This window comes from Mycobacterium sp. E3251, from assembly GCF_001666835.1.
Lineage (GTDB): Bacteria > Actinomycetota > Actinomycetes > Mycobacteriales > Mycobacteriaceae > Mycobacterium.
Genome location: NZ_LZJF01000123.1, coordinates 1 through 18,203, shown reverse-complemented (window position 1 = coordinate 18,203; position 18,203 = coordinate 1). Strand labels below are relative to the sequence as shown.

Sequence of the window (18,203 nt, the reverse complement as noted above, 5' to 3'; positions counted from 1 at the left end):
ACTGACAAAAGCTGGTGGGGTACCTTACTTGCATGGTCAGGCCGGCGCAGACGGCGCGCAGCGAACGCACCCGTGAGGCGTTGCGCCAGGCCGCCATGGTGCGCTTCCTGGCCCAGGGGGTCGAGGACACCTCGGCCGAACAGATCGCCGCCGACGCCGGAGTCTCGCTGCGCACCTTCTATCGCCACTTCGGCTCCAAACACGATCTGCTGTTTGCCGACTACACCGGACTGAACTGGTTTCGCGCGGCGCTGGACGCCAGACCCGCCGACGAACCGGTTATCGATTCCGTTCAGTCGGCCGTCTTCGCGTTCCCCTATGACGTTGAGGCCGTGGCGAAAATCGCCGCAATGCGCGGCGGTGAGCTGGACCAGGACCGCATCCATCGCCACATCCGCGACGTCCAGGCCGACCTCGCCGACGCCATCGAGGCGCAACTGGAAAGGCGTAGCTGCGAGGCGCAACGGAAGCCCGACGCGCGGCTACGGATCACCGTGACCGCCCGTTGCATCGCCGCCGCGGTATTCGGCGCGATGGAAGCCTGGATGGTCGGCGAGGAGCGATCCCTCGGGGAGCTGGCGCGGATGTCGCATGTCGCGCTGGAATCGCTGCGGGAGGGCATCTCCGGTACCTGGGTGACCACAGTTTCGTCATAATTGACAAAACTTTGGCCGCATGCCAGCCTGCTGTGCGGGAGGTCATATGTCTGATTACGACGCGATAGTTATCGGTGCCGGGCACAACGGCCTGGCGGCGGCGGTGCTGCTGCAGAAGGCGAGATTGCGCACGGTGTGCCTGGATTCCAAGCTGTACGCCGGCGGAATGGCATCCACGGTGGAGCTTTTCGACGGTTACCGGTTCGAGATCGCGGGCTCGGTGCAGTTTCCCACCTCGAAGGTGGTGGTCGACGAACTCGGCCTGGACACCCTGCCGACGATCGACCTTGACGTGATGTCGGTGGCGGTGCGCGGCGTCGGCGACGATCCGCTGATCCAGTACAGCGACCCCATCAAGCTGTTCACCCACCTCAACGAGGTGCACGGGGCGGACGCCGTCAACGGGATGGCGGGGCTGATGGCGTGGAGCCAGGCGCCCACCCGGGCGCTCGGCCGCTTCGAAGCCGGAACGGAGCCCAAGACCTACGACGAGATGTATGCCTGCGCGACAAACGAATTCGAACGGTCGGCGATTGACGACATGCTGTTCGGTTCGGTCACCGACGTGCTGGACCGCTACCTTCCCGACCGGGAGAAGCACGGTGCGCTGCGCGGCTCGATGACCGTGCTCGCCGTCAACACCCTTTATCGCGGGCCCGCCACGCCGGGCAGCGCGGCGGCGCTGGCCTTCGGGTTGGGCGTCCCCGACGGTGACACGATGCAGATGAAGAAGCTGCAAGGCGGCATCGGGGCGCTCACCTCGCACCTGAGTGAACTGCTTGAAAGCCACGGCGGTGAGGTCCGGCTGCGCAGCAAGGTGACCGAGATCCTCGTCGAGGACGGGCGGGTGAGTGGGGTGCGCACCGAGGGCGGCGAGACGTTGACCGCCCCGATCGTCGTGTCCGGCATCGCGCCCGACACCACCCTGAACGACCTGATCGACCCGGGCCTGCTGCCCGGCGACATCCGGGAGCGATATGCCCGAACCGATCACCGCGGCAGTTACCTGCAGATGCACTTCGCGCTCGAGGAGGCGCCGGAATTCGCCGCGCCCTACGAGGCGCTCAACGACCCGGCCATGCAGGCGTCCATCGGCCTGTTCTGCACGCCGGAGGAAGTGCAGCAGCAGTGGGAGGACTGCCGGCGCGGCATCGTCCCGGCCGACCCGACGGTGGTGTTGCAGATACCCACGCAGAACGACCCGGACCTGGCACCCGCGGGCAAACACGCCGCCTCGGCGTTCGCCTTGTGGTTCCCGATCGAGGGCGGCGCCGACTACGGCGACGCGAAGGTCGAAATGGGCCAGCGGGTGATCGACAAGATCACCCGGCTGGCGCCGAACTTCGAGCGCAGCATCATCAGGCACACCACCTTCACGCCCAAGCACATGGGCGTGATGTTCGGTGCCCCCGGCGGCGACTACTGCCACGGTCTGCTCAACCCGAACCAGATCGGGCCGAACCGGCCCGGCCCGAAGGGCTTTCGGGGGCAGCCGATCCCGATCGAGGGCCTGTACCTGGGCAGCGCGGGCTGCCACGGCGGACCCGGCATCACGTTCATTCCCGGCTACAACGCCGCCCGGCGGGCGCTCGCCGAGCGCGCTACATAGGGATTCGAGCGGGCGGCAGGTCGAACCAAGCGGCCCGCTGCGACGCGGGCTACGCTACCCACGAACCTCAGCACCACCGGTGTTTGGCGGATCTCCCGAATGAGCAGTCAGCTGCCCTCAGAAGCACCGCCGTCGGTGCTCGGTGCGGGAGGTAGCGGTGCGGATCGGGCCCTTGGACGTCTCGACGGTCAACGAATGGGCCCCGGCTCCCGGCGCGTTGTTCTCCTGGCATCCGTCGCCCGATACCCGCGCCAAGGCCCTCGAGGCGCCGGCGAGCGCCGTGCCGCCCAGTTACGTTCAGGCGCGGCACCTTCGAAGCCTGCGTGAACAGGCCGCGCGCGGCCTCGACCATTCTCGGCTGCTGATCGCTTCCGTGGAGGTGCTGGGCCGGTGCGATCTGCGCGCCATGACCTACGTCATCAACGCGCACCTTCGCCGGCACGACACCTACCGCAGCTGGTTCGAGTACCTCGACGCCGACCGCATCGTGCGGCACACCATCGACGACGCGGTCGACATCGACTTCGTCCCGACCGGACACGGCGAGCTGACCGGCGCCCAGCTGCGGGACCACATCGTGGCCACCCCCGACTCGCTGCAGTGGGATTGCTTCAGCTTCGGGGTGATTCAGCGCGCGGACCGCTTCACCTTCTACGCCAGCATCGACCACCTGCACGCCGACGGGCAGTTCGTTGCGATGGGACTCATGGAGTTCCAGGCGATGTACGCCGAGCTGATCGGGGGTAATCCACCGGTCGAGCTGCCACCGGCCGGCAGCTATGCCGACTACTGCGTGCGGCAGCGTGCGTATACCTCGGCGCTGACCGTCGACTCCCCGGAGGTACGGGCCTGGATCGACTTTGCCGAGCTCAATGACGGGACGTTCCCGGCGTTCCCGCTGCCCCTGGGCGATGATGCGGTGGCGTATGACGGCGACCTGCTGGGCGTGACCCTGCTGGACGAGAAGCAAACGCATCGATTCGAAACCGCGTGCGTCGCCGCCGGCGCCCGCTTCGTCGGCGGCATGTTCGCCTGTCTTGCCCTGGCGATCCACGAGTTGACCGGTGCGGAAACGTATTTCGCCATCACTCCGAAAGACACCCGCAGCACCCAGGCCGACTTCGCGACGCAGGGCTGGTTCACCGGCCACATACCGGTCACCGTCCCCGTCAGCGGGTCGTCCTTCGACGACGCCGCGCGAAGCGCCCAGGCCTCCTTCGATTCGGGTGCGGACCTGGCGCTGGTGCCGTTCGAGCGGGTCGTGGAATTGGCACCGTCGTTGCGCAGGCCCCCACCCCTTTTCGCCCTGGTGAATTTCTTTGACGCCCAGGCCAGCCCGCTGTCGGTGATGACCCAGTTGTTCGACGGCCTGAGCGTCGGTGCGCACAGCGACGGCAGGGTCACCTACCCGTTGAGCACGATGGTCGGGCGGTTCGACGAGACGGCGGCGAGCGTGTTGTTTCCCGACCACCCCGCCGCCCGAAATTCCGTCACCCGATACCTGGGTGCCTTAAAATCCGCGTGCGTCCGCATCGCCGACGGCGGGGCGGCGGAGCGTGCACGCAACGTTGCCGACCTCTACCGGCAGGCGGCGCACAAACGCTGAAAAGAATGCGGTTCCGATGCCATTAGCGAAGACTGGCCAGGATGACCCGGCGGGTGGCTTCCCCCGGCTCGGGCGGCTGATCGCGCGAAGGCCATGGCTGGTGATCGGCGCCTGGCTCGCGCTCGCGGGAGTTCTCGTGCTGACCGCGCCGTCGCTGGAAGAGATCTCGCAGCAACACCCGGTGGCCATCCTGCCGTCCGACGCGCCGGTGCTGGCCGCGACCCGCGAAATGAACGCCGCGTTCGGTGAAGCCGGGTTGCAGAGCATCGCGGTGGTGGTGCTCAGCGATGGCGGCGGGTTGAGCCCGGCCGACGAAGGCACCTACCGGAAACTGGTCGAAGCCCTGCGCCCGGACACCCGAGACGTGGCGATGGTGCAGGACTTCGTTACGACACCGCCGCTGCGTGAGCTGATGACCAGTAAGGATCACCGCGCCTGGCTGCTGCCCATCGGGCTGCCGGGCGACCTTGGCTCGCCGCAGTCCAAACGGGCGTACAACCGCGTGGCCGGCATCGTGAAACAGGCCGTGGCGGGATCCACTCTGACGGCCAACCTCACCGGGCCCGCGTCTACCGTCGCCGACCTGAACCTCACCGGCCAGCGCGACAGGACGCGGATCGAGCTCGCGATCATCGTGCTGCTGTTCGTCATTCTTCTGGTCATCTACCGGAACCCCGTCACGATGCTGCTGCCGCTGCTGACGATCGGCATGTCCGCGGTGGTGGCCCAGCGGTTGGTGGCGCTGGTAGGACTGGCCGGGCTGGGCATCGCCAACCAGACCGTCATCTTCATGAGCGGGATGATGGTCGGCGCCGGAACGGATTACGCGGTCTTTCTGATCAGCCGATACCACGACTACGTGCGCCGGGGGATGGACTCGGATCGGGCGGTGATCTGGGCGTTGGCGTCCATCGGCAAGGTGATCGCGGCGTCAGCCGCCACCGTGGCGGTCACGTTCCTCGGGATGATCTTCACCCAATTGGGCATCCTGCGGACCGTCGGACCGGTGCTGGGCATGTCGGTGGCCGTCGTTTTCTTCGCCGCGATCACGCTGCTGCCGGCCCTGCTCGTGCTCGCCGGGCGCCGCAACTGGGTCGCGCCGCGCGGCGATCTCAGCCGCCGCTTCTGGCGGCGTTCGGGCGTCAACATCGTGCGCCGGCCCAAAACTCACCTGCTGGCCAGCGCGCTGGTACTGGTGATTCTGGCCGGGTGCGCGGGCCTGGCCCGCTACAACTACGACGATCGCAAGGCGCTGCCGGGCAACGTCGAGAGTTCGGTCGGCTATGCCGCACTGGACAAGCACTTCTCGACCAATTTGATCATCCCCGAGTACCTGTTCATCTCCTCGCCGCAGGACCTGCGCACGGCGAAGGCCCTCGCCGATCTCGAGCAGATGGCGCGGCGGGTCAGTCAAGTGCGGGGCGTCGCGATGGTCAGAGGCATCACCCGGCCCACCGGGCAGTCGCTGGAGCAAGCCACGACTTCCTGGCAGGCGGGCGAAGTCGGCGACAAACTGGGCGCGGGTTCCCGGCAAATCGTCGACCATACCGGCGATCTCGATCGGCTGGCGGGCGGCGCCAACCAAATGGCGGGCAAGCTCGGCGACGTACGGACCCAGGTCAACCAGGCGGTGTCCGCCGTGGGCGGTCTCGTCGACGCGCTCGCGACCCTGCAAAATATCTTCGGCGGGAATCGGGCGCTGGCCGAACTCGAGGGCGCCGAGCGGCTCGTCAACGGCATGCGCTCGCTTGGCGACGCCATCGGCGCGAACGCGAACTTCGTTGCCGAGAACTCCGATTGGGCCAACCCCGTGCTGGGGGCGCTCGACAACAGCCCGATGTGCAGTGCCGAGCCCGCCTGTGTCAATGCGCGCGGGGAACTGCAGCGGCTGGTGACGGCCCGCGACGACGGAACGCTGGGCAAGATATCGGAGCTGGCCCGCCAGCTGCGGGCGACGCAGGCCGTGCAGACCCTCGCGGCAACGGTTTCCGGGTTGCGCCGGGCGTTGTCCACCGTCGTCGGCGCGATGGGTTCCCTGGGGATGGGTAGCCCGGGCGGCATGCGGGCCAAGATCACCTTCTTGCAGCAGGGGACCAACACCCTCGCGGACGGCAGCCGGCAATTGGCCGACGGTGTGCAGCAATTGGTGGACCAGGTCAAGAAGATGGGCTTCGGGTTGGGCGAGGCGTCCGCGTTCCTGCTTTCCATGAAGAAGGAGGCCACGACGCCGGCGATGGCCGGGTTCTACATTCCCCCGCAAGCGTTGTCGTATGCCACCGGTGAGGGCGGCAAGCCAGCGGCATTGCCGGGCGGGGCGCAGGATCTGCTGGGCGGGATGACGGCCGAGCAACTGAAAAGGCTTGCCGGGGCGTTCGTTTCGCCCGACGGCCACTCGATGCGGTACCTGATCCAGACCGACCTCAATCCGTTCAGCACCGCGGCGATGGACCAGGTCGACGCGATCAGGGCGGCCGCGCAGGGCGCCCAACCGAATACGTCGCTGGCCGACGCCAAGGTATCGGTGGTGGGGCTACCCGTCGTGCTGAAGGAGACGCGCGACTACTACGACCACGACCTGCGATTCATCATCGCGATGACCACCTGCGTGGTGCTGCTGATTCTGATCGCATTGCTGCGCGCGGTCATCGCGCCGCTGTACCTGATCGGCACGGTGATCGTCTCGTACATGTCGGCGCTGGGCATCGGCGTCATCACGTTTCAGTTCATCCTGGGCGAAGAAATGCATTGGAGCGTACCCGGATTGACGTTCGTCATCCTGGTCGCGGTGGGTGCCGACTACAACATGCTGCTCATCTCTCGACTGCGGGACGAATCCGCGCGGGGACTGCGTTCCGGCGTGATCCGGACCGTGTCCTCAACCGGCGGGGTGATCACCGCGGCGGGCCTGATCATGGCCGCGTCGATGTACGGCTTGGTATTCGCCAGTCTGTCCACGGTGATTCAGAGCGGCTTCGTTCTGGGGACGGGACTGCTCCTGGACACGTTCCTGCTGCGCACCGTGACGGTGCCTGCCATCGCCGTGCTGGTCGGTCGGGCGAATTGGTGGTGGCCGCCCGGTTTGGTTTCCGTCACTCGGTGGCCGCTGCGGCGGCATCGCGGCCCGGTCAAACGCAAGCGGCTGCTGCCGGACGAAGAGAAGGTGCCGACGCGCACGGCCGAGCAACTGATCGGCTTTTCTCCGCGCGACGGCCTGAGGCTCTAGCCGCTGTCACTTCTTGGCTTTGACCACCGCGCGAACGACTTTCGGCAACACGCCGCCTCTGCCGAGTCGTGGACCCGGGCCGAGGTTTCGGGCCAGGTTGGCGAGCCCCAGCGAGTTGGTGGCCAGGTTGACGGCGGCGCCGGCGCCACGGACGGACCAGGAGGCGGCGGAGATGGCCGTAGGTATGTGGACGATGCCATTGATCATTTGGACGGGGTTGTGCGCCGGCCCCGGGTCGTACGCCCTGTCGACCAGAGGGCGCAGCACAGCGTCAATCGGCCCGACCGCCTCGGCCGGCATGCCCGCCCCGTCGACTAGTGCCCGGGCCAGCGGCAGCTCGGGGTTCCGGATGAAATACGTCGTCGAGGTGCCGCCCAGGCTGTTCGTCGTCCTCTTGATGTCCCAGGGCGCGACGCGGGACGGATCAGAGAAGGCCGTCGCACTGTGGCCGTAATATCCGCCGGCGGCAATGGCATTCAGGTCGGCCAGCAGATTGCCGGGATGGTTGGGCGGGTCGGAGAAGGGGTCATACTGGCCGACGATGTTGATCGTGTCGTACTGGCTTTCCACCGGGGCCGGGACGGTGTAGTCGATGATCGGCACGTGCGTCCCGGGACCGAACGCCTGGTAGAGCAGGTTGTTGGGGTCACCGGCCTTGATGAAGGTGAGCTGGCCCGGCGGCGGCGCGGTGGGATCGTGCGCCAGGCGCGCTTGCTCGCGGTCGAGCGCCAGCGAGCCCTGAGACAGCCCGGCCACCGAGATCGGCCCGTCCGTGGTCCGGATCGCGGCGTCGAGGTTGTTCGCCCCGGTGTTCACGGAGCTGTTGACTGTCGGTGAGTTCAGGCCGGTGACCGGCCAGAAGCTGCCCGGATAGGGCACCACGCGCCTGACGGCCCCGGGGCTGTAATAGTTCTCGTCGATCTGGGGCTGCATCGCGGGGTTGAAGTGATACAGCGACCTCAGCGGCCCGTACGGGGACGGCGCCGTGCCGGGCACTATCAGAGCGGTGTCGGCGGCGGCGACGCCATCATCGAAAGGCGTTGCACACGTGAGCATTCCGACGGCAATGGCCCCGGCGAGCAGCTTGTTCACAAACTCCCCTCACGGCCGATCGAAAACTATAGCTGGATGCTACCCCGCACCGAGGTTGATCAGGCCGAGGACGAGCATGAAGCAGCCCCCGGCCGCCACCAATACAGCGATGTCGCGGTGGCCGCGGGAGCGCAGCCAGGTTTGCAGCGCGGCCATGAAGGCGCGCGTGCGCTGCGGCGCCGCCAGGAACCCGATCAGCGGGATCTCGGCCACCGTGAACGCCACCAGGTTGAAGGCGACCAGCGCCTGCACCTGCGCGACCGGTGCGGCGTGCGAGGCGAGGATGGCGGCCATCGAGCCCATGTAGTTCGCGGACGGCAACGAAGCCCCCATCCCGCTAGCGGCTGCGACAGTTAGCGAGTCGCCTCGCAAGAAGATGCGTGCGCGTTCGGCAAGCTGCTGGCGACCGCTCGGTGCGGTCCCCACGAGCAGGGCGACGCCCCCACTGCCACCGACTGCCGCGTCCGCCGGCGCGGGGCGTGCGATCCTGCGCCGCACGACGTTGGTGGCCAGCGCGACGGCGACGAGCAAAGCGACGAGCCCGGATGCGATCTGGACCTCGGCCACGCTGAAGTGGCCGACCACCGGCGCGGCCCTGAGGACGAAGAGCACGATCAGGCCCGCACCGACTCCCATGGCGAAGCCACCGCACAAGAACATGAGCAGTTGTAAAAGCGGGCGCCGACGGCCGAGCAGCAGTATCACCAGCCCGACGCGTATCGGTTCGAAGATCACTGCGCCGGCCAGTATCAGCACGGTGATCCACATGCTGGGCAACCGTACCCGACCGCGCCGCGCCCCGGACCGAAACTCGCCCAGCCAAGCCGGCGGCCTGGGCAGGCCCGGAATTGGACGCCTTCCATTCAAGCAGCCGTAATTCGCGCGTAACGCCCCCACGGAGTTTCGCAGAGCGGCCGCTACCCGAAGCGGTTATGCTGAGGATTCCCGCAGCACCACTTGCGGCTGGAGAAATCCTAGGTCGGCGGCTCGATCTGTCGGTTCGGCGCCACTGTCGTTGTCCGCCAAGGGATTTCGTGGAAGAGCGTGACCACGCCTGGCCGCGGGGCAGCTGCGGGCGCACTGGCGGGCTCGGCTCCGTGGCAATAGCGCGGACGGCAGGTCGTCTGAAGCAGCGCTTGGCGGGCCGCTCAGCTCGGGCTATGCCGAGCCGAATAGCGCGGAGGTGCAGGGCATTCAGTGTTTGGCATAACGACACTCCAAGACTGGACACCGCAAGCCGGCCCCGTCATCTGCTGGCATGCTTCGCCCGCGGCAAAGGCCAGGGCGGCTGAAGCGCCAGTCAGTCCCGTACCACCCAGTTATCAGCAAACACAACATCTTCGGCGCTACAGCGACCACGCGGCGCGGGGGCTGGACATGTCGCGCTTGATGATCTTCACCTGGGATATCCCGGGCCGCTGCGACGTCCGCGCCATGAATTACGCGATCAACGCACACATTCGCCGGCACGACACCTACCACAGCTGGTTCGAGTATCGCGACGCGCGACACATCGTGCGCCATACCCTCGCGGACCCCGGCGATATCGAACTCGTCCCGGTCGACCACGGACGGCTGACGCCGAAAGAACTGCGAGACCACATCTCGACCCCGCAGCCGCTGCAGTGGGATTGTTTCTTCTTCGGGGTGGTGCAAAGCGGCAGCCACTTCACCTTCTACGCCAGCATCGCCCACCTGTGCGTCGACCCGATGATCGTCGGCGTCCTGTTCACCGAGATTCACCTGATGTACGCCGCCCTGGTCGGCGGCGAGGCGCCCATCGAACTCCCGGAGGCCGGCCGGTACGGCGACTACTGCGTCCGGCAGCGGGAGGAGATGGCCGCGCTGACGGCGGACTCCCCCGGGGTGCGCGCGTGGGTCGCGTTCGCCGCGGCCAACGGTGGAACGCTGCCGTACTTCCCGTTGCCCCTCGGCGACCTCACGGTGCCCTACGCCGGCAAGCTCGTCACCGAGACGCTGATGGACGAGCGGCAGACGGAACGGTTCGAGCGGGCCTGCGTCGGTGCGGGCGCCCGTTTCAGCGGCGGTGTCTTCGCGTGCGCGGGCCTCACGCAGCGCGCGTTGACCGGCGCCGAGACGTTTTCGGTGGTGACCACCACCGATACCCGCAGAACGCCAACGGAATTGATGACGACGGGCTGGTTCACCGGCCTGGTTCCGGTCATGGTCGGCGTCGGCGCGGGGGTGTTCGAAGACGCGGCACGTTCCGCGCAGACGTCCTTCGACTCGGGGATCGAGCTGGCGACCGTGCCGTTTGACCGTGTGCTGGAGTTGGCGCCGCCCGAGGCGGGCCTGGGCAGGCCGCGTCCCGGCAACTTCGTGATGTCGTTCCTGGACGCCAGCATCGCCCCGCTGTCAGCCGTTGCCAACTCCGACTTGAACTTTCGGATCTACGACGAGGGCCGGGTCTCCCATCAGGTTTCGCTGTGGGTGATTCGGCTGCAGCGCGAGACCAAGGTGACGGTGCTATTCCCCGACAACCCGGTCGCCCGCGAATCGGTGGGCAGCTATATCCAAGCGATGAAGTCGGCGTATGTCGGGGTCGCCGACGGCAGGCGCAACCAGGCTTTTGCGCACTCGCGCGCGACGCTAACCGCGCTGAGCTAGCAGCTCATCCAGGAGTGCGGTGAACTCTTCCGGTCGCGCGGGCGTGAACGCGGGGCTGGGCCGGATGCCCGGCACGTCCAGGGTGACCAAGGTTGACTTGAACGGCCGGCTCACGTCCAGCGGTAGCCAGCGACGAAAGTCCGAGCTTCCCCAGATCCTGAAGCGATGCGTGAGCAGGCCCAGACCTTCGGCCTTGTATCCACGAATCGATTTCAGCGCAATGACTTTCGATGTTCCGGAAGGGAAGTGGTAGCGGCGGAGCGTGATAGCCGCACGGTCCAGCTGGACCAACCCGTCGTCGTAAGACCGGCCTGGGCTGTCGTTCATGCTCGCGCACTTCGCAGTTGGTGACCCCGGGCCGTCAGGCACCGCCCGTCTTCCAATCGCCACTGCCAGCCATGCAGGTTGCAGGTCAACGTATCGTCTTCCACCACACCGAATTTCGACAGGTCGGCTTTAAGGTGTGGGCAGCGGCGCTGAATCTCCCAGCCGTCCAGCGTGACCGATGACGAATCGTCGTGCGTCTCGGCGAACCAGCCGTCGGCGTAGGCGATCCGTTCGTCGGTGAGGCACTTGAAGAAGGTGTACAAATATTCGTTGTAGCCGCCGACGCGCCACGCCCGGAAACGGGTGGACAGGAAGATGGTGTTCACCCAGTCCGGTTCCCGGTCCCGCAGTACGGTGCGGACCAACTCCGGCGCGATGGCGAAACCGTAGCGCACCTTCTCATCCGGAATGCGTTCGCGCACGGCACGTTTCGGGAAGTCCAGCACGACCGTCTCCGGGCCGATCACCAGCTCGACGGGATAGCCGATGCCGTCGCAGATCTCGTCGCTCTGGGACATGATCGGTTCGAACAGCGCACGCAGCTGCTCCAGCAGGGGTTCCCCGGTGGCGGGCGCCCAGCTCGCGCGCTCGGCGGCCACGACCGGCGCCATCCGCTCGGCGTAGTCGGCGATGTAGGCGCGCTTCCCGGTGGTGAAGATCGCCTCGACCTGATCGTCGGGCAGCGGATGGCTCAGCGCATTCAGGGTGGTGCCGGTGAAGTCCGCGGTCGAACCGGGGATCATCAGCAGGCCGCCGTCGCTCCCGTGAGTGCGCAGCTGGTCAAGGAACACCATCTGGTCCGGGAAGATGTTGGCCGCATCGCCCTGGTCGTCGTTGAGATGACGCAACTCCGGATCCAGAAAGCACGGCGGCCCGGCCGACGGGATGACCCACGTCGCGCCCACCTGGGCGATGTACTGCCGGGCACGGTCCATCTGCCGCTGCCGCTTCTGGACCCCGAACGACTCCTTGGCGCGTGCGGGCATGTCGTACACCATCGGGTACCAGATCGCGCCGGAGTACTGCAGCATGTGCACGTCGATGTGTCCGAAAGCCGAGCTCAGTACGTCGAGATCGACCGGCCGGGCGTCGTTCATGTTGAAGGCCGTCGTTACGCCGTCGGAAACCACCAGCGCCGAGTCGCCGAGCGGCCCGTCGGCCGGCGCCCGCAGGGCGATGATCATGACCTCGAGATCGCCCTTCGGGCCGCTGACCCGGTGCTTGACCGAGTTGCTGGTCTCGAAGAACCGGTAGAACCCCAGCTCCTGCAACGCGTTTCGCAGGTCCGGCACCGGGAAGTCGGGCAGCAGCACCACTGCGTCTTTGTTGACGTGCTCGGCCAGGTTCTTGGCGTCGAAGTGGTCCTTGTGCAGGTGCGACACGTACAGGTAGTCGCAGTCGCCCAGCCGGTCCCAGTCCAGGCCGCTGTTGTCGGGAAACGGAAACCAGGACGCGAAGTAGGCGGGATTGACCCACGGGTCGCAAAGGATGCTGCCCGCGGGCGTCTCGATCAGAAATCCGGCGTGACCTACGCTTGTGACCTGCACAAATACCTTCCTGGGGCCGCTTCGAGGACCTGCACGGCCCGCGGCCGGGTAACGGCTTTTTCAGCCTCCGAGCTTAGCGCGGGGCGGCCTCTTCTTTGTCGGCACTTCGATTGACTCCGGGGCCGACTCACAGCGGGGAGCACTAGGCTGATCTGCTGTGGAACCGGTATACGGGACTGTCATTCAACTTGCCCGCTTGATATGGCGCATACAGGGTCTCAAGATCACGGTCACGGGCGTCGAAAACCTGCCCAAAAGCGGGGGTGCGGTCATCGCCATCAACCACACCGGCTACCTCGACTTCACGTTCGCGGGTCTGCCCGCCTATAAGCAGGGTCTGGGCCGCAAGGTGCGCTTTATGGCCAAGCAGGAGGTGTTCGACCACAAGATCACCGGGCCGATCATGCGCAGCCTTCGGCACATCTCCGTTAATCGGCAAGACGGGGCCGCCTCCTACGAGGAAGCCGTCAGGAACCTCAAGGACGGTGAGCTGGTCGGCGTCTATCCGGAAGCCACCATCAGCCGCAGCTTCGAGATCAAGGAATTCAAGTCGGGTGCCGCGCGGATGGCGGTCGAAGCCGGGGTGCCCATCGTTCCGGTGATCGTCTGGGGCGCGCAGCGCGTCTGGACCAAGGGGCACCCCAAGAAGCTGTTCCGCCCCAAGGTGCCCATCATGGTCGTCGTCGGCGAACCGATCGAACCGACGCTGGGCGTCGAGGAATTGAAGGGGCTGCTGCACTCCCGCATGCAGCACCTGCTGGAGCGGGCGCAGGAAATGTATGGGCCGCACCCGGCGGGTGAGTTCTGGGTGCCGCGCCGGTTGGGCGGCAGTGCCCCGTCGCTGGCAGAAGCCGCCCGGATGGATGCCGAAGAGGCGGCCGCTCGCGCGGCGCGCCGGGCCGGATCCGCGGGAGCACCGGAGTAGCGATCGATGGTGGAACCGGTCTTCCGCACGCTCGAGATCCTGGCTCGGCTGACGGTTCTGGCCACCGACACCCGGATCTCCTACGGCGGCGAGGAGAACATCCCCGACTCCGGTGGCGCCGTGGTCGCGATCAACCACACCAGCTATGTCGACTTTCTGCCCGCCGCCCTGGCGGTGCATCGCCGGCGCCGCCGGCTCAGGTTCATGATCAAGGCCGAGATGCAGCAGGTGAAGATCGTCAACTTCCTGATCAAGCACACCCGGACCATTCCGGTGGACCGCGGTGCGGGGGCCGGGGCCTACGCGGTGGCGGTGCAGCGGCTGCGCGAGGGGGAACTGGTCGGCGTGTATCCGGAGGCCACCATCAGCCGCAGCTTCGAGCTCAAGGAGTTCAAAACGGGTGCCGCTCGCATGGCCATCGACGCGGACGTTCCGATCATCCCGATCATCGTCTGGGGTGCGCACCGGATCTGGACCAAGGACCACCCGCGCACCCTGGGCCGCACCAAGGTACCGATTAAAGTGCAGGTGGGCGCGCCCGTCACGGCGGCCGAAGATATCGCGCGGACCGACGCCGCACTGCGCGAGTCGATGACCGCGCTGCTACACCACGTGCAAGAGCGCTATCCGCACGAACCGGGGGCGTATTGGACGCCGCGCCGGCTGGGCGGTGGGGCACCGAGCATGGCGGAGGCCGCCCGGATGGAGGCGGACGAGGCCGCGGCGCGCGCCGCCGGTCGTGATGGACCGTCGTCGCGGTAGGCGAAGGAGGACTGATGCCCGAGGGCTTTTACCGGTTGTGCGAGTGGATCGTCCCGCCGATGGTGGCGATGCAGGGGACCAAGATCACCTATCGCGGCCTGGAGAACATTCCCCAGCGGGGTGGCGCCCTGCTGGCCCAGAACCACACCAGCTACCTGGACTGGCTGCCGACGCTGCTCGGCGTGCGTGAGCGCGGACGGCGCGCGTATTTCATGATCAAGGCGGAGATGGCGGAGGTGAAGGCGGTCAACTACGTCATCAACCACGCCAGGCTGATCCCGGTGGACCGCAGGACCGGGCACGACGCGTTCGAGGTGGCCGTGCAGCGGCTGCGGGAGGGCGAGCTCATCGGGATGCACCCCGAAGCCACGATCAGCCGCAGCTTCGAGCTCCGGGAGTTCAAGACCGGTGCGGCCCGGATGGCGCTGGACGCCCAGGTGCCGGTCGTTCCGGTGATCGTCTGGGGCGCCCATCGGATTTGGCCGAAGGATCATCCAAAGAAGGTGTGGCGCAACAAGGTTCCGATCACCGTCGCCGCCGGGCGCCCGCTGCCGCCGCAGGGCACACCGGAGCAGCTCAACGTCGCGCTGCGCGTCGCGATGAACGAGTTGCTGTACCGGGTGCAGGAGGAATACCCGCACCCGGAGGGCGAGTTCTGGGTGCCGAGGCGGCTCGGCGGCTCCGCGCCCACCCAGGAAGATTCCCGGGCGATCCGACTGTCGGAATTGCAGGCGCGGATGCAGAAATACGGCACCGACGGCGTCACCCGACCGGGACAGGACCAGAGCGGAGTGCATTGATCAGACCGGCGACCTGCGAACGCGGAACCGTCAGATGACCTTGCCGGCGCTCATCGCCTGTGACGTCGACGGCACCCTGTTCGACGACAACGAAACCATCACTGCGCGCACCCGCGACGCCGTGCGTGCCGCCGTCGCCGCCGGCGCGACGTTCGTCGTGGCGACCGGCCGCCCGCCGCGCTGGATACGCCCGGTCGTCGACGCGCTCGGCTTCGCGCCGATCGCGGTGTGCGCCAACGGTGCCGTCATCTACGATCCGGCGGCCGACCGGGTGCTGTCGACGCGCACGCTGCCCGTGGACACACTGGCCGAGCTGGCGGAGCTCGCGACCCGCGTCATTCCGGGGGCCGGCCTGGCCGTCGAGCGAATCGGCGAACGCGCACACGACACGGCGACCCCGCAGTTCATCAGCTCGCCCGGCTACGAACATGCCTGGCTGAACCCGGACAACACCGAGGTGTCGATCGAGGATCTGCTCAGCGCCCCGGCAATCAAGCTGCTCATCCGCCGAAGCGGCGCCCGCAGCGCCGATATGGCCGCCGCGCTGGCCAAGCATGTCGGCATCGAGGGCGACATCACCTACTCCACCAACAATGGACTGGTGGAAATCGTGCCGCTGGGCACCAGCAAGGCCACCGGGGTGGACGAGATCGCCAGGCCCCTACAGATCGCCAGCGAAGAGGTGGTGGCGTTCGGCGACATGCCCAACGACCTACCGATGCTGCGCTGGGCCGGTCATGGCGTGGCGATGGGCAACGCCCATCCCGACGTGCTGAGCGCGGCCGACGAGGTCACCACCGGCAACAATGAGGACGGGGTGGGCCGCGTGCTGGAACGCTGGTGGCTCTGAGAAGGCTCTTCGGCTAAGTGGCGGACGGGTGCGCCGGCAGCGAGAAGTGTTCGGGCGCCACGGTCGGACCGCTCGGGGACTCCGTCGACAGCGGCGTCGTGATTCCCTCGGCGACCTCGGTGACGTTGCCGGTCAGTCGGTCGTAGTTCAGGGTTCCGTGCTGGAAGTTCTGCGTAATCCTTAGCGGCTCTTGGATTTCGGCGCTGGTGGGCAAGCCGAGCGGACCGCGTTCGTAGCTCAGCGACGCCCAGGCGTCGTAGATCGCGCCGGTGATCGGCTGGGGGCCGGTTTCGGGCGACCAGTACATCGCGCCCCGGGCGAACGTGACGTACCGGGCGTCGCCCTCCGCGCTGTCCTCCGGTGAGGTCGGCGCGCCCAGCGCGCTGTTCATGCCGCCGATGGCCTGCCAGTGCTCGTAGATCGCGCCGCCCTGCAGGGCCTTGATCAATTCCTCCGGCGGATCGTTGAAATGCGAAGCGATGTCGCGTACTTCGTCCATGAGTGCGTAAGCGGCGTTGCCCGGGCAGTCGGTGTTGCCGACGTCGCGGTGGGTGAAGATCGTGGGCAGCGTCGCGACGGAACCTGCCGGGAAGGTGGTGTAGTGGCTACCCGCCGACTCCAATGCGACCGTGCCCTTGGGGTCAACGCCGTCCAAGCCCAGCCGCCAGCCCAGCAGCCGGCCCAGGGTGCGCAGCTGGATCGGCGTCGGCGGCACGTCGTCGAAATTGCCGATCATCGCCACACCCCAGGTGTTGCGGTTGAACCCCCCGGTGTGAAACGCCTCGACCGCTTTGGTGAGCCCCCCGGCGCTGCCCTCGAACACCTGGCCGTACTTGTCGACCAGGGCGTTGTAGGCGATGTCGCACCACCCCAGGGTCTTGCTGTGATAGGTGTAGATGGCCTTGACGATCCCGGCCGATTCCAGCGGGGAGTAGTCGTTGCTGCCCGCGGTGTGGTGCACCACCCCGGCGCGAATCCCGTTGTCGTACTGAGGACTACCGCAACGCAGCGACTCGTCGGCGCCCCACTGGGCCCGGCTGATGATGGCCGGTGCCTGGCCGGGCATCAAGACCCCCGACGGCGGTGTCCACTGCGTCTCCACCGGCGCTTGTGGCGGCGAGATCAGGACGGCTGAGATGTTCTGCCCGAACGGTTGTTCCCGGGACGCCGGCTTGTAGCCGAGGCCGGTCTCGTTGGGCGGCGCGGGCGGCGCTTGGGTCACCGGCGCGTCGATCGGGCGGGTGACGGCGATCTGGACGGTCGTGGTGGTGCCGACGAACACCGGGTCGGTCCCGCGCGGTCCTTCGAGTGACCCGGCGGTTGTCACGCCGTCGGGCGCCGCCGTCTCGTACTCGGTCTGGTACCAGGGTCCCCACGAACCGTCGGGACGCTTCGCTCGCACCCGGGTCGACGTGCCGGCCAGGTCGCCGGTGAGCGCGACGAGGGAAAACGGGGTGTTCTGCCCGATCTCGCGAACCGTGACGCCGCCGCCCAGCCCGACCAGCGGCTGTTCGGCGAGCTGGGTGCCGCGGGCCGGCGGTGTGCCGGCCGTGCCGCGGTCGCGCGTCGTGTCCGCCACCCAGGACACGATGACGACGGTCGCCGCGATGGCGGTGAGCAACGTCGTCGGCCCGCGACTAGGAGACACCAGGCGATGTTACTTGTGTTTCTAATGTTAATGATGAGACGACACGAACTGCGGCGGTGTGAATCTGCACGAAAATCGACGGCACCGCAGAAGAATCTGCGGTGCCGTCTGGTTGAAGGGTTCGCCTGAGTTCTAGACGGGGGGCAGGACCGGCGCAGCGGCCGCGGCTGCCGGCAACGCACCGGCAGCGCCCGCGGCGGCCGGCAGGGCGCCGGCTGCACCGGGCAGGGCGCCAGCGGCACCCGGCAGGGCACCGGCTGCGGCCGGCAGGGCGCCAGCGGCACCCGGCAGGGCGCCGGCGGCACCCGGGAGGGCACCCGCGGCACCCGGGAGGGCACCCGCGGCGCCGTGCTGCATGCCCTGCGTGATCGCCGGCATTACCAGGCCTTTGAGCAGGTCGATGGCCTGGCCTGCACCGAGCTGGTTGGCCGCCTGCATCACGTCGTTGACCAGGCCGCCGCCGCCACTGCTGCTGCCGCCACCGCCGCCGAGGCCGGTGCCACCGCCACCGAGCGGTGATCCGTTGCCGA

Annotated in this window: 14 protein-coding genes and 1 pseudogene; 9 read left to right on the top strand and 6 right to left on the bottom strand. The window is 67.4% G+C overall.

From position 1 onward, the window contains the following. The first annotated feature begins 32 nt into the window (after window positions 1–32). The 4 genes from A5697_RS15425 (at window position 33) to A5697_RS15410 (ending at window position 7,094) form a co-directional block, all read left to right on the top strand. Window positions 33–656 carry a TetR/AcrR family transcriptional regulator gene (locus tag A5697_RS15425; protein WP_067950220.1) on the top strand — a complete coding sequence of 208 codons (624 nt, stop codon included), beginning with the start codon at window positions 33–35 and terminating at the stop codon, window positions 654–656. Window positions 657–702: 46 nt separating this feature from the next. Further along, on the top strand, window positions 703–2,265 hold the full coding sequence (locus A5697_RS15420; protein ID WP_068011319.1) for an NAD(P)/FAD-dependent oxidoreductase: 1,563 nt from the start codon (window positions 703–705) through the stop codon (window positions 2,263–2,265). A 157-nt stretch (window positions 2,266–2,422) separates the two neighbouring features. Beyond that, entirely contained in the window at window positions 2,423–3,871 is a 1,449-nt protein-coding gene (locus A5697_RS15415) for a condensation domain-containing protein (RefSeq protein ID WP_068011318.1), read from the top strand. Between the two features lie 16 nt (window positions 3,872–3,887). Then, window positions 3,888–7,094: an RND family transporter gene (locus A5697_RS15410; protein WP_082953413.1), complete on the top strand. Its 3,207-nt coding sequence runs from the start codon at window positions 3,888–3,890 to the stop codon at window positions 7,092–7,094. 6 nt (window positions 7,095–7,100) lie between these two features. On the opposite strand, the gene A5697_RS15405 is transcribed toward A5697_RS15410, so the two are convergent. Beyond that, window positions 7,101–8,186, bottom strand: coding sequence for a PE-PPE domain-containing protein (locus tag A5697_RS15405; RefSeq protein ID WP_068011317.1), 1,086 nt, complete (start codon window positions 8,184–8,186; stop codon window positions 7,101–7,103). Between the two features lie 39 nt (window positions 8,187–8,225). Further along, window positions 8,226–8,954 carry a GAP family protein gene (locus A5697_RS15400; RefSeq protein WP_068011316.1) on the bottom strand — a complete coding sequence of 243 codons (729 nt, stop codon included), beginning with the start codon at window positions 8,952–8,954 and terminating at the stop codon, window positions 8,226–8,228. Between the two features lie 429 nt (window positions 8,955–9,383). Between A5697_RS15400 and A5697_RS15395 the strand changes: the two genes are divergently transcribed. Then, on the top strand, window positions 9,384–10,814 hold the full coding sequence (locus A5697_RS15395) for a condensation domain-containing protein (RefSeq protein WP_068011315.1): 1,431 nt from the start codon (window positions 9,384–9,386) through the stop codon (window positions 10,812–10,814). Here the strand turns inward: A5697_RS15395 and A5697_RS15390 are convergent. Then, window positions 10,797–11,141 carry a hypothetical protein gene (locus tag A5697_RS15390; protein ID WP_068011314.1) on the bottom strand — a complete coding sequence of 115 codons (345 nt, stop codon included), beginning with the start codon at window positions 11,139–11,141 and terminating at the stop codon, window positions 10,797–10,799. The genes A5697_RS15395 and A5697_RS15390 overlap by 18 nt on opposite strands. After that, window positions 11,138–12,688 carry an MBL fold metallo-hydrolase gene (locus A5697_RS15385; protein WP_067950234.1) on the bottom strand — a complete coding sequence of 517 codons (1,551 nt, stop codon included), beginning with the start codon at window positions 12,686–12,688 and terminating at the stop codon, window positions 11,138–11,140. The genes A5697_RS15390 and A5697_RS15385 overlap by 4 nt, the downstream gene beginning before the upstream one ends. A gap of 157 nt (window positions 12,689–12,845) precedes the next feature. Between A5697_RS15385 and A5697_RS15380 the strand changes: the two genes are divergently transcribed. The 4 genes from A5697_RS15380 to A5697_RS15365 are packed head-to-tail and all read left to right on the top strand — an operon-like array spanning window position 12,846 to window position 16,025. Then, the gene (locus A5697_RS15380; protein WP_067950235.1) at window positions 12,846–13,613 is read left to right on the top strand and encodes a 1-acyl-sn-glycerol-3-phosphate acyltransferase; all 768 of its coding nucleotides are present in this window, start codon (window positions 12,846–12,848) and stop codon (window positions 13,611–13,613) included. Window positions 13,614–13,619: 6 nt separating this feature from the next. Continuing rightward, window positions 13,620–14,375, top strand: a complete 756-nt coding sequence (locus A5697_RS15375) for a 1-acyl-sn-glycerol-3-phosphate acyltransferase (protein ID WP_067950236.1) — start codon at window positions 13,620–13,622, stop codon at window positions 14,373–14,375. Between the two features lie 14 nt (window positions 14,376–14,389). Beyond that, the gene (locus A5697_RS15370) at window positions 14,390–15,175 is read left to right on the top strand and encodes a 1-acyl-sn-glycerol-3-phosphate acyltransferase (protein WP_067950240.1); all 786 of its coding nucleotides are present in this window, start codon (window positions 14,390–14,392) and stop codon (window positions 15,173–15,175) included. Between the two features lie 34 nt (window positions 15,176–15,209). Then, the gene (locus A5697_RS15365; RefSeq protein ID WP_067950241.1) at window positions 15,210–16,025 is read left to right on the top strand and encodes a Cof-type HAD-IIB family hydrolase; all 816 of its coding nucleotides are present in this window, start codon (window positions 15,210–15,212) and stop codon (window positions 16,023–16,025) included. Window positions 16,026–16,038: 13 nt separating this feature from the next. On the opposite strand, the gene A5697_RS15360 is transcribed toward A5697_RS15365, so the two are convergent. Together A5697_RS15360 and A5697_RS15355 are read right to left on the bottom strand one after the other, a co-directional pair. Then, window positions 16,039–17,673, bottom strand: coding sequence for an LGFP repeat-containing protein (locus A5697_RS15360; RefSeq protein ID WP_197501017.1), 1,635 nt, complete (start codon window positions 17,671–17,673; stop codon window positions 16,039–16,041). 132 nt (window positions 17,674–17,805) lie between these two features. Continuing rightward, window positions 17,806–18,203, bottom strand: a pseudogene (locus tag A5697_RS15355) (hypothetical protein); the annotation flags it as partial.

Bases quoted from the DNA above. Each gene is read 5' to 3' on its own strand.
- A5697_RS15425 (WP_067950220.1), top strand. From the start codon at position 33: ATGGTCAGGCCGGCGCAGACGGCGCGCAGCGAACGCACCCGTGAGGCG.
- A5697_RS15420 (WP_068011319.1), top strand. From the start codon at position 703: ATGTCTGATTACGACGCGATAGTTATCGGTGCCGGGCACAACGGCCTG.
- A5697_RS15410 (WP_082953413.1), top strand. From the start codon at position 3,888: ATGCCATTAGCGAAGACTGGCCAGGATGACCCGGCGGGTGGCTTCCCC.
- A5697_RS15400 (WP_068011316.1), bottom strand. From the start codon at position 8,954: ATGTGGATCACCGTGCTGATACTGGCCGGCGCAGTGATCTTCGAACCG.
- A5697_RS15390 (WP_068011314.1), bottom strand. From the start codon at position 11,141: ATGAACGACAGCCCAGGCCGGTCTTACGACGACGGGTTGGTCCAGCTG.
- A5697_RS15375 (WP_067950236.1), top strand. From the start codon at position 13,620: ATGGTGGAACCGGTCTTCCGCACGCTCGAGATCCTGGCTCGGCTGACG.
- A5697_RS15370 (WP_067950240.1), top strand. From the start codon at position 14,390: ATGCCCGAGGGCTTTTACCGGTTGTGCGAGTGGATCGTCCCGCCGATG.
- A5697_RS15365 (WP_067950241.1), top strand. From the start codon at position 15,210: ATGACCTTGCCGGCGCTCATCGCCTGTGACGTCGACGGCACCCTGTTC.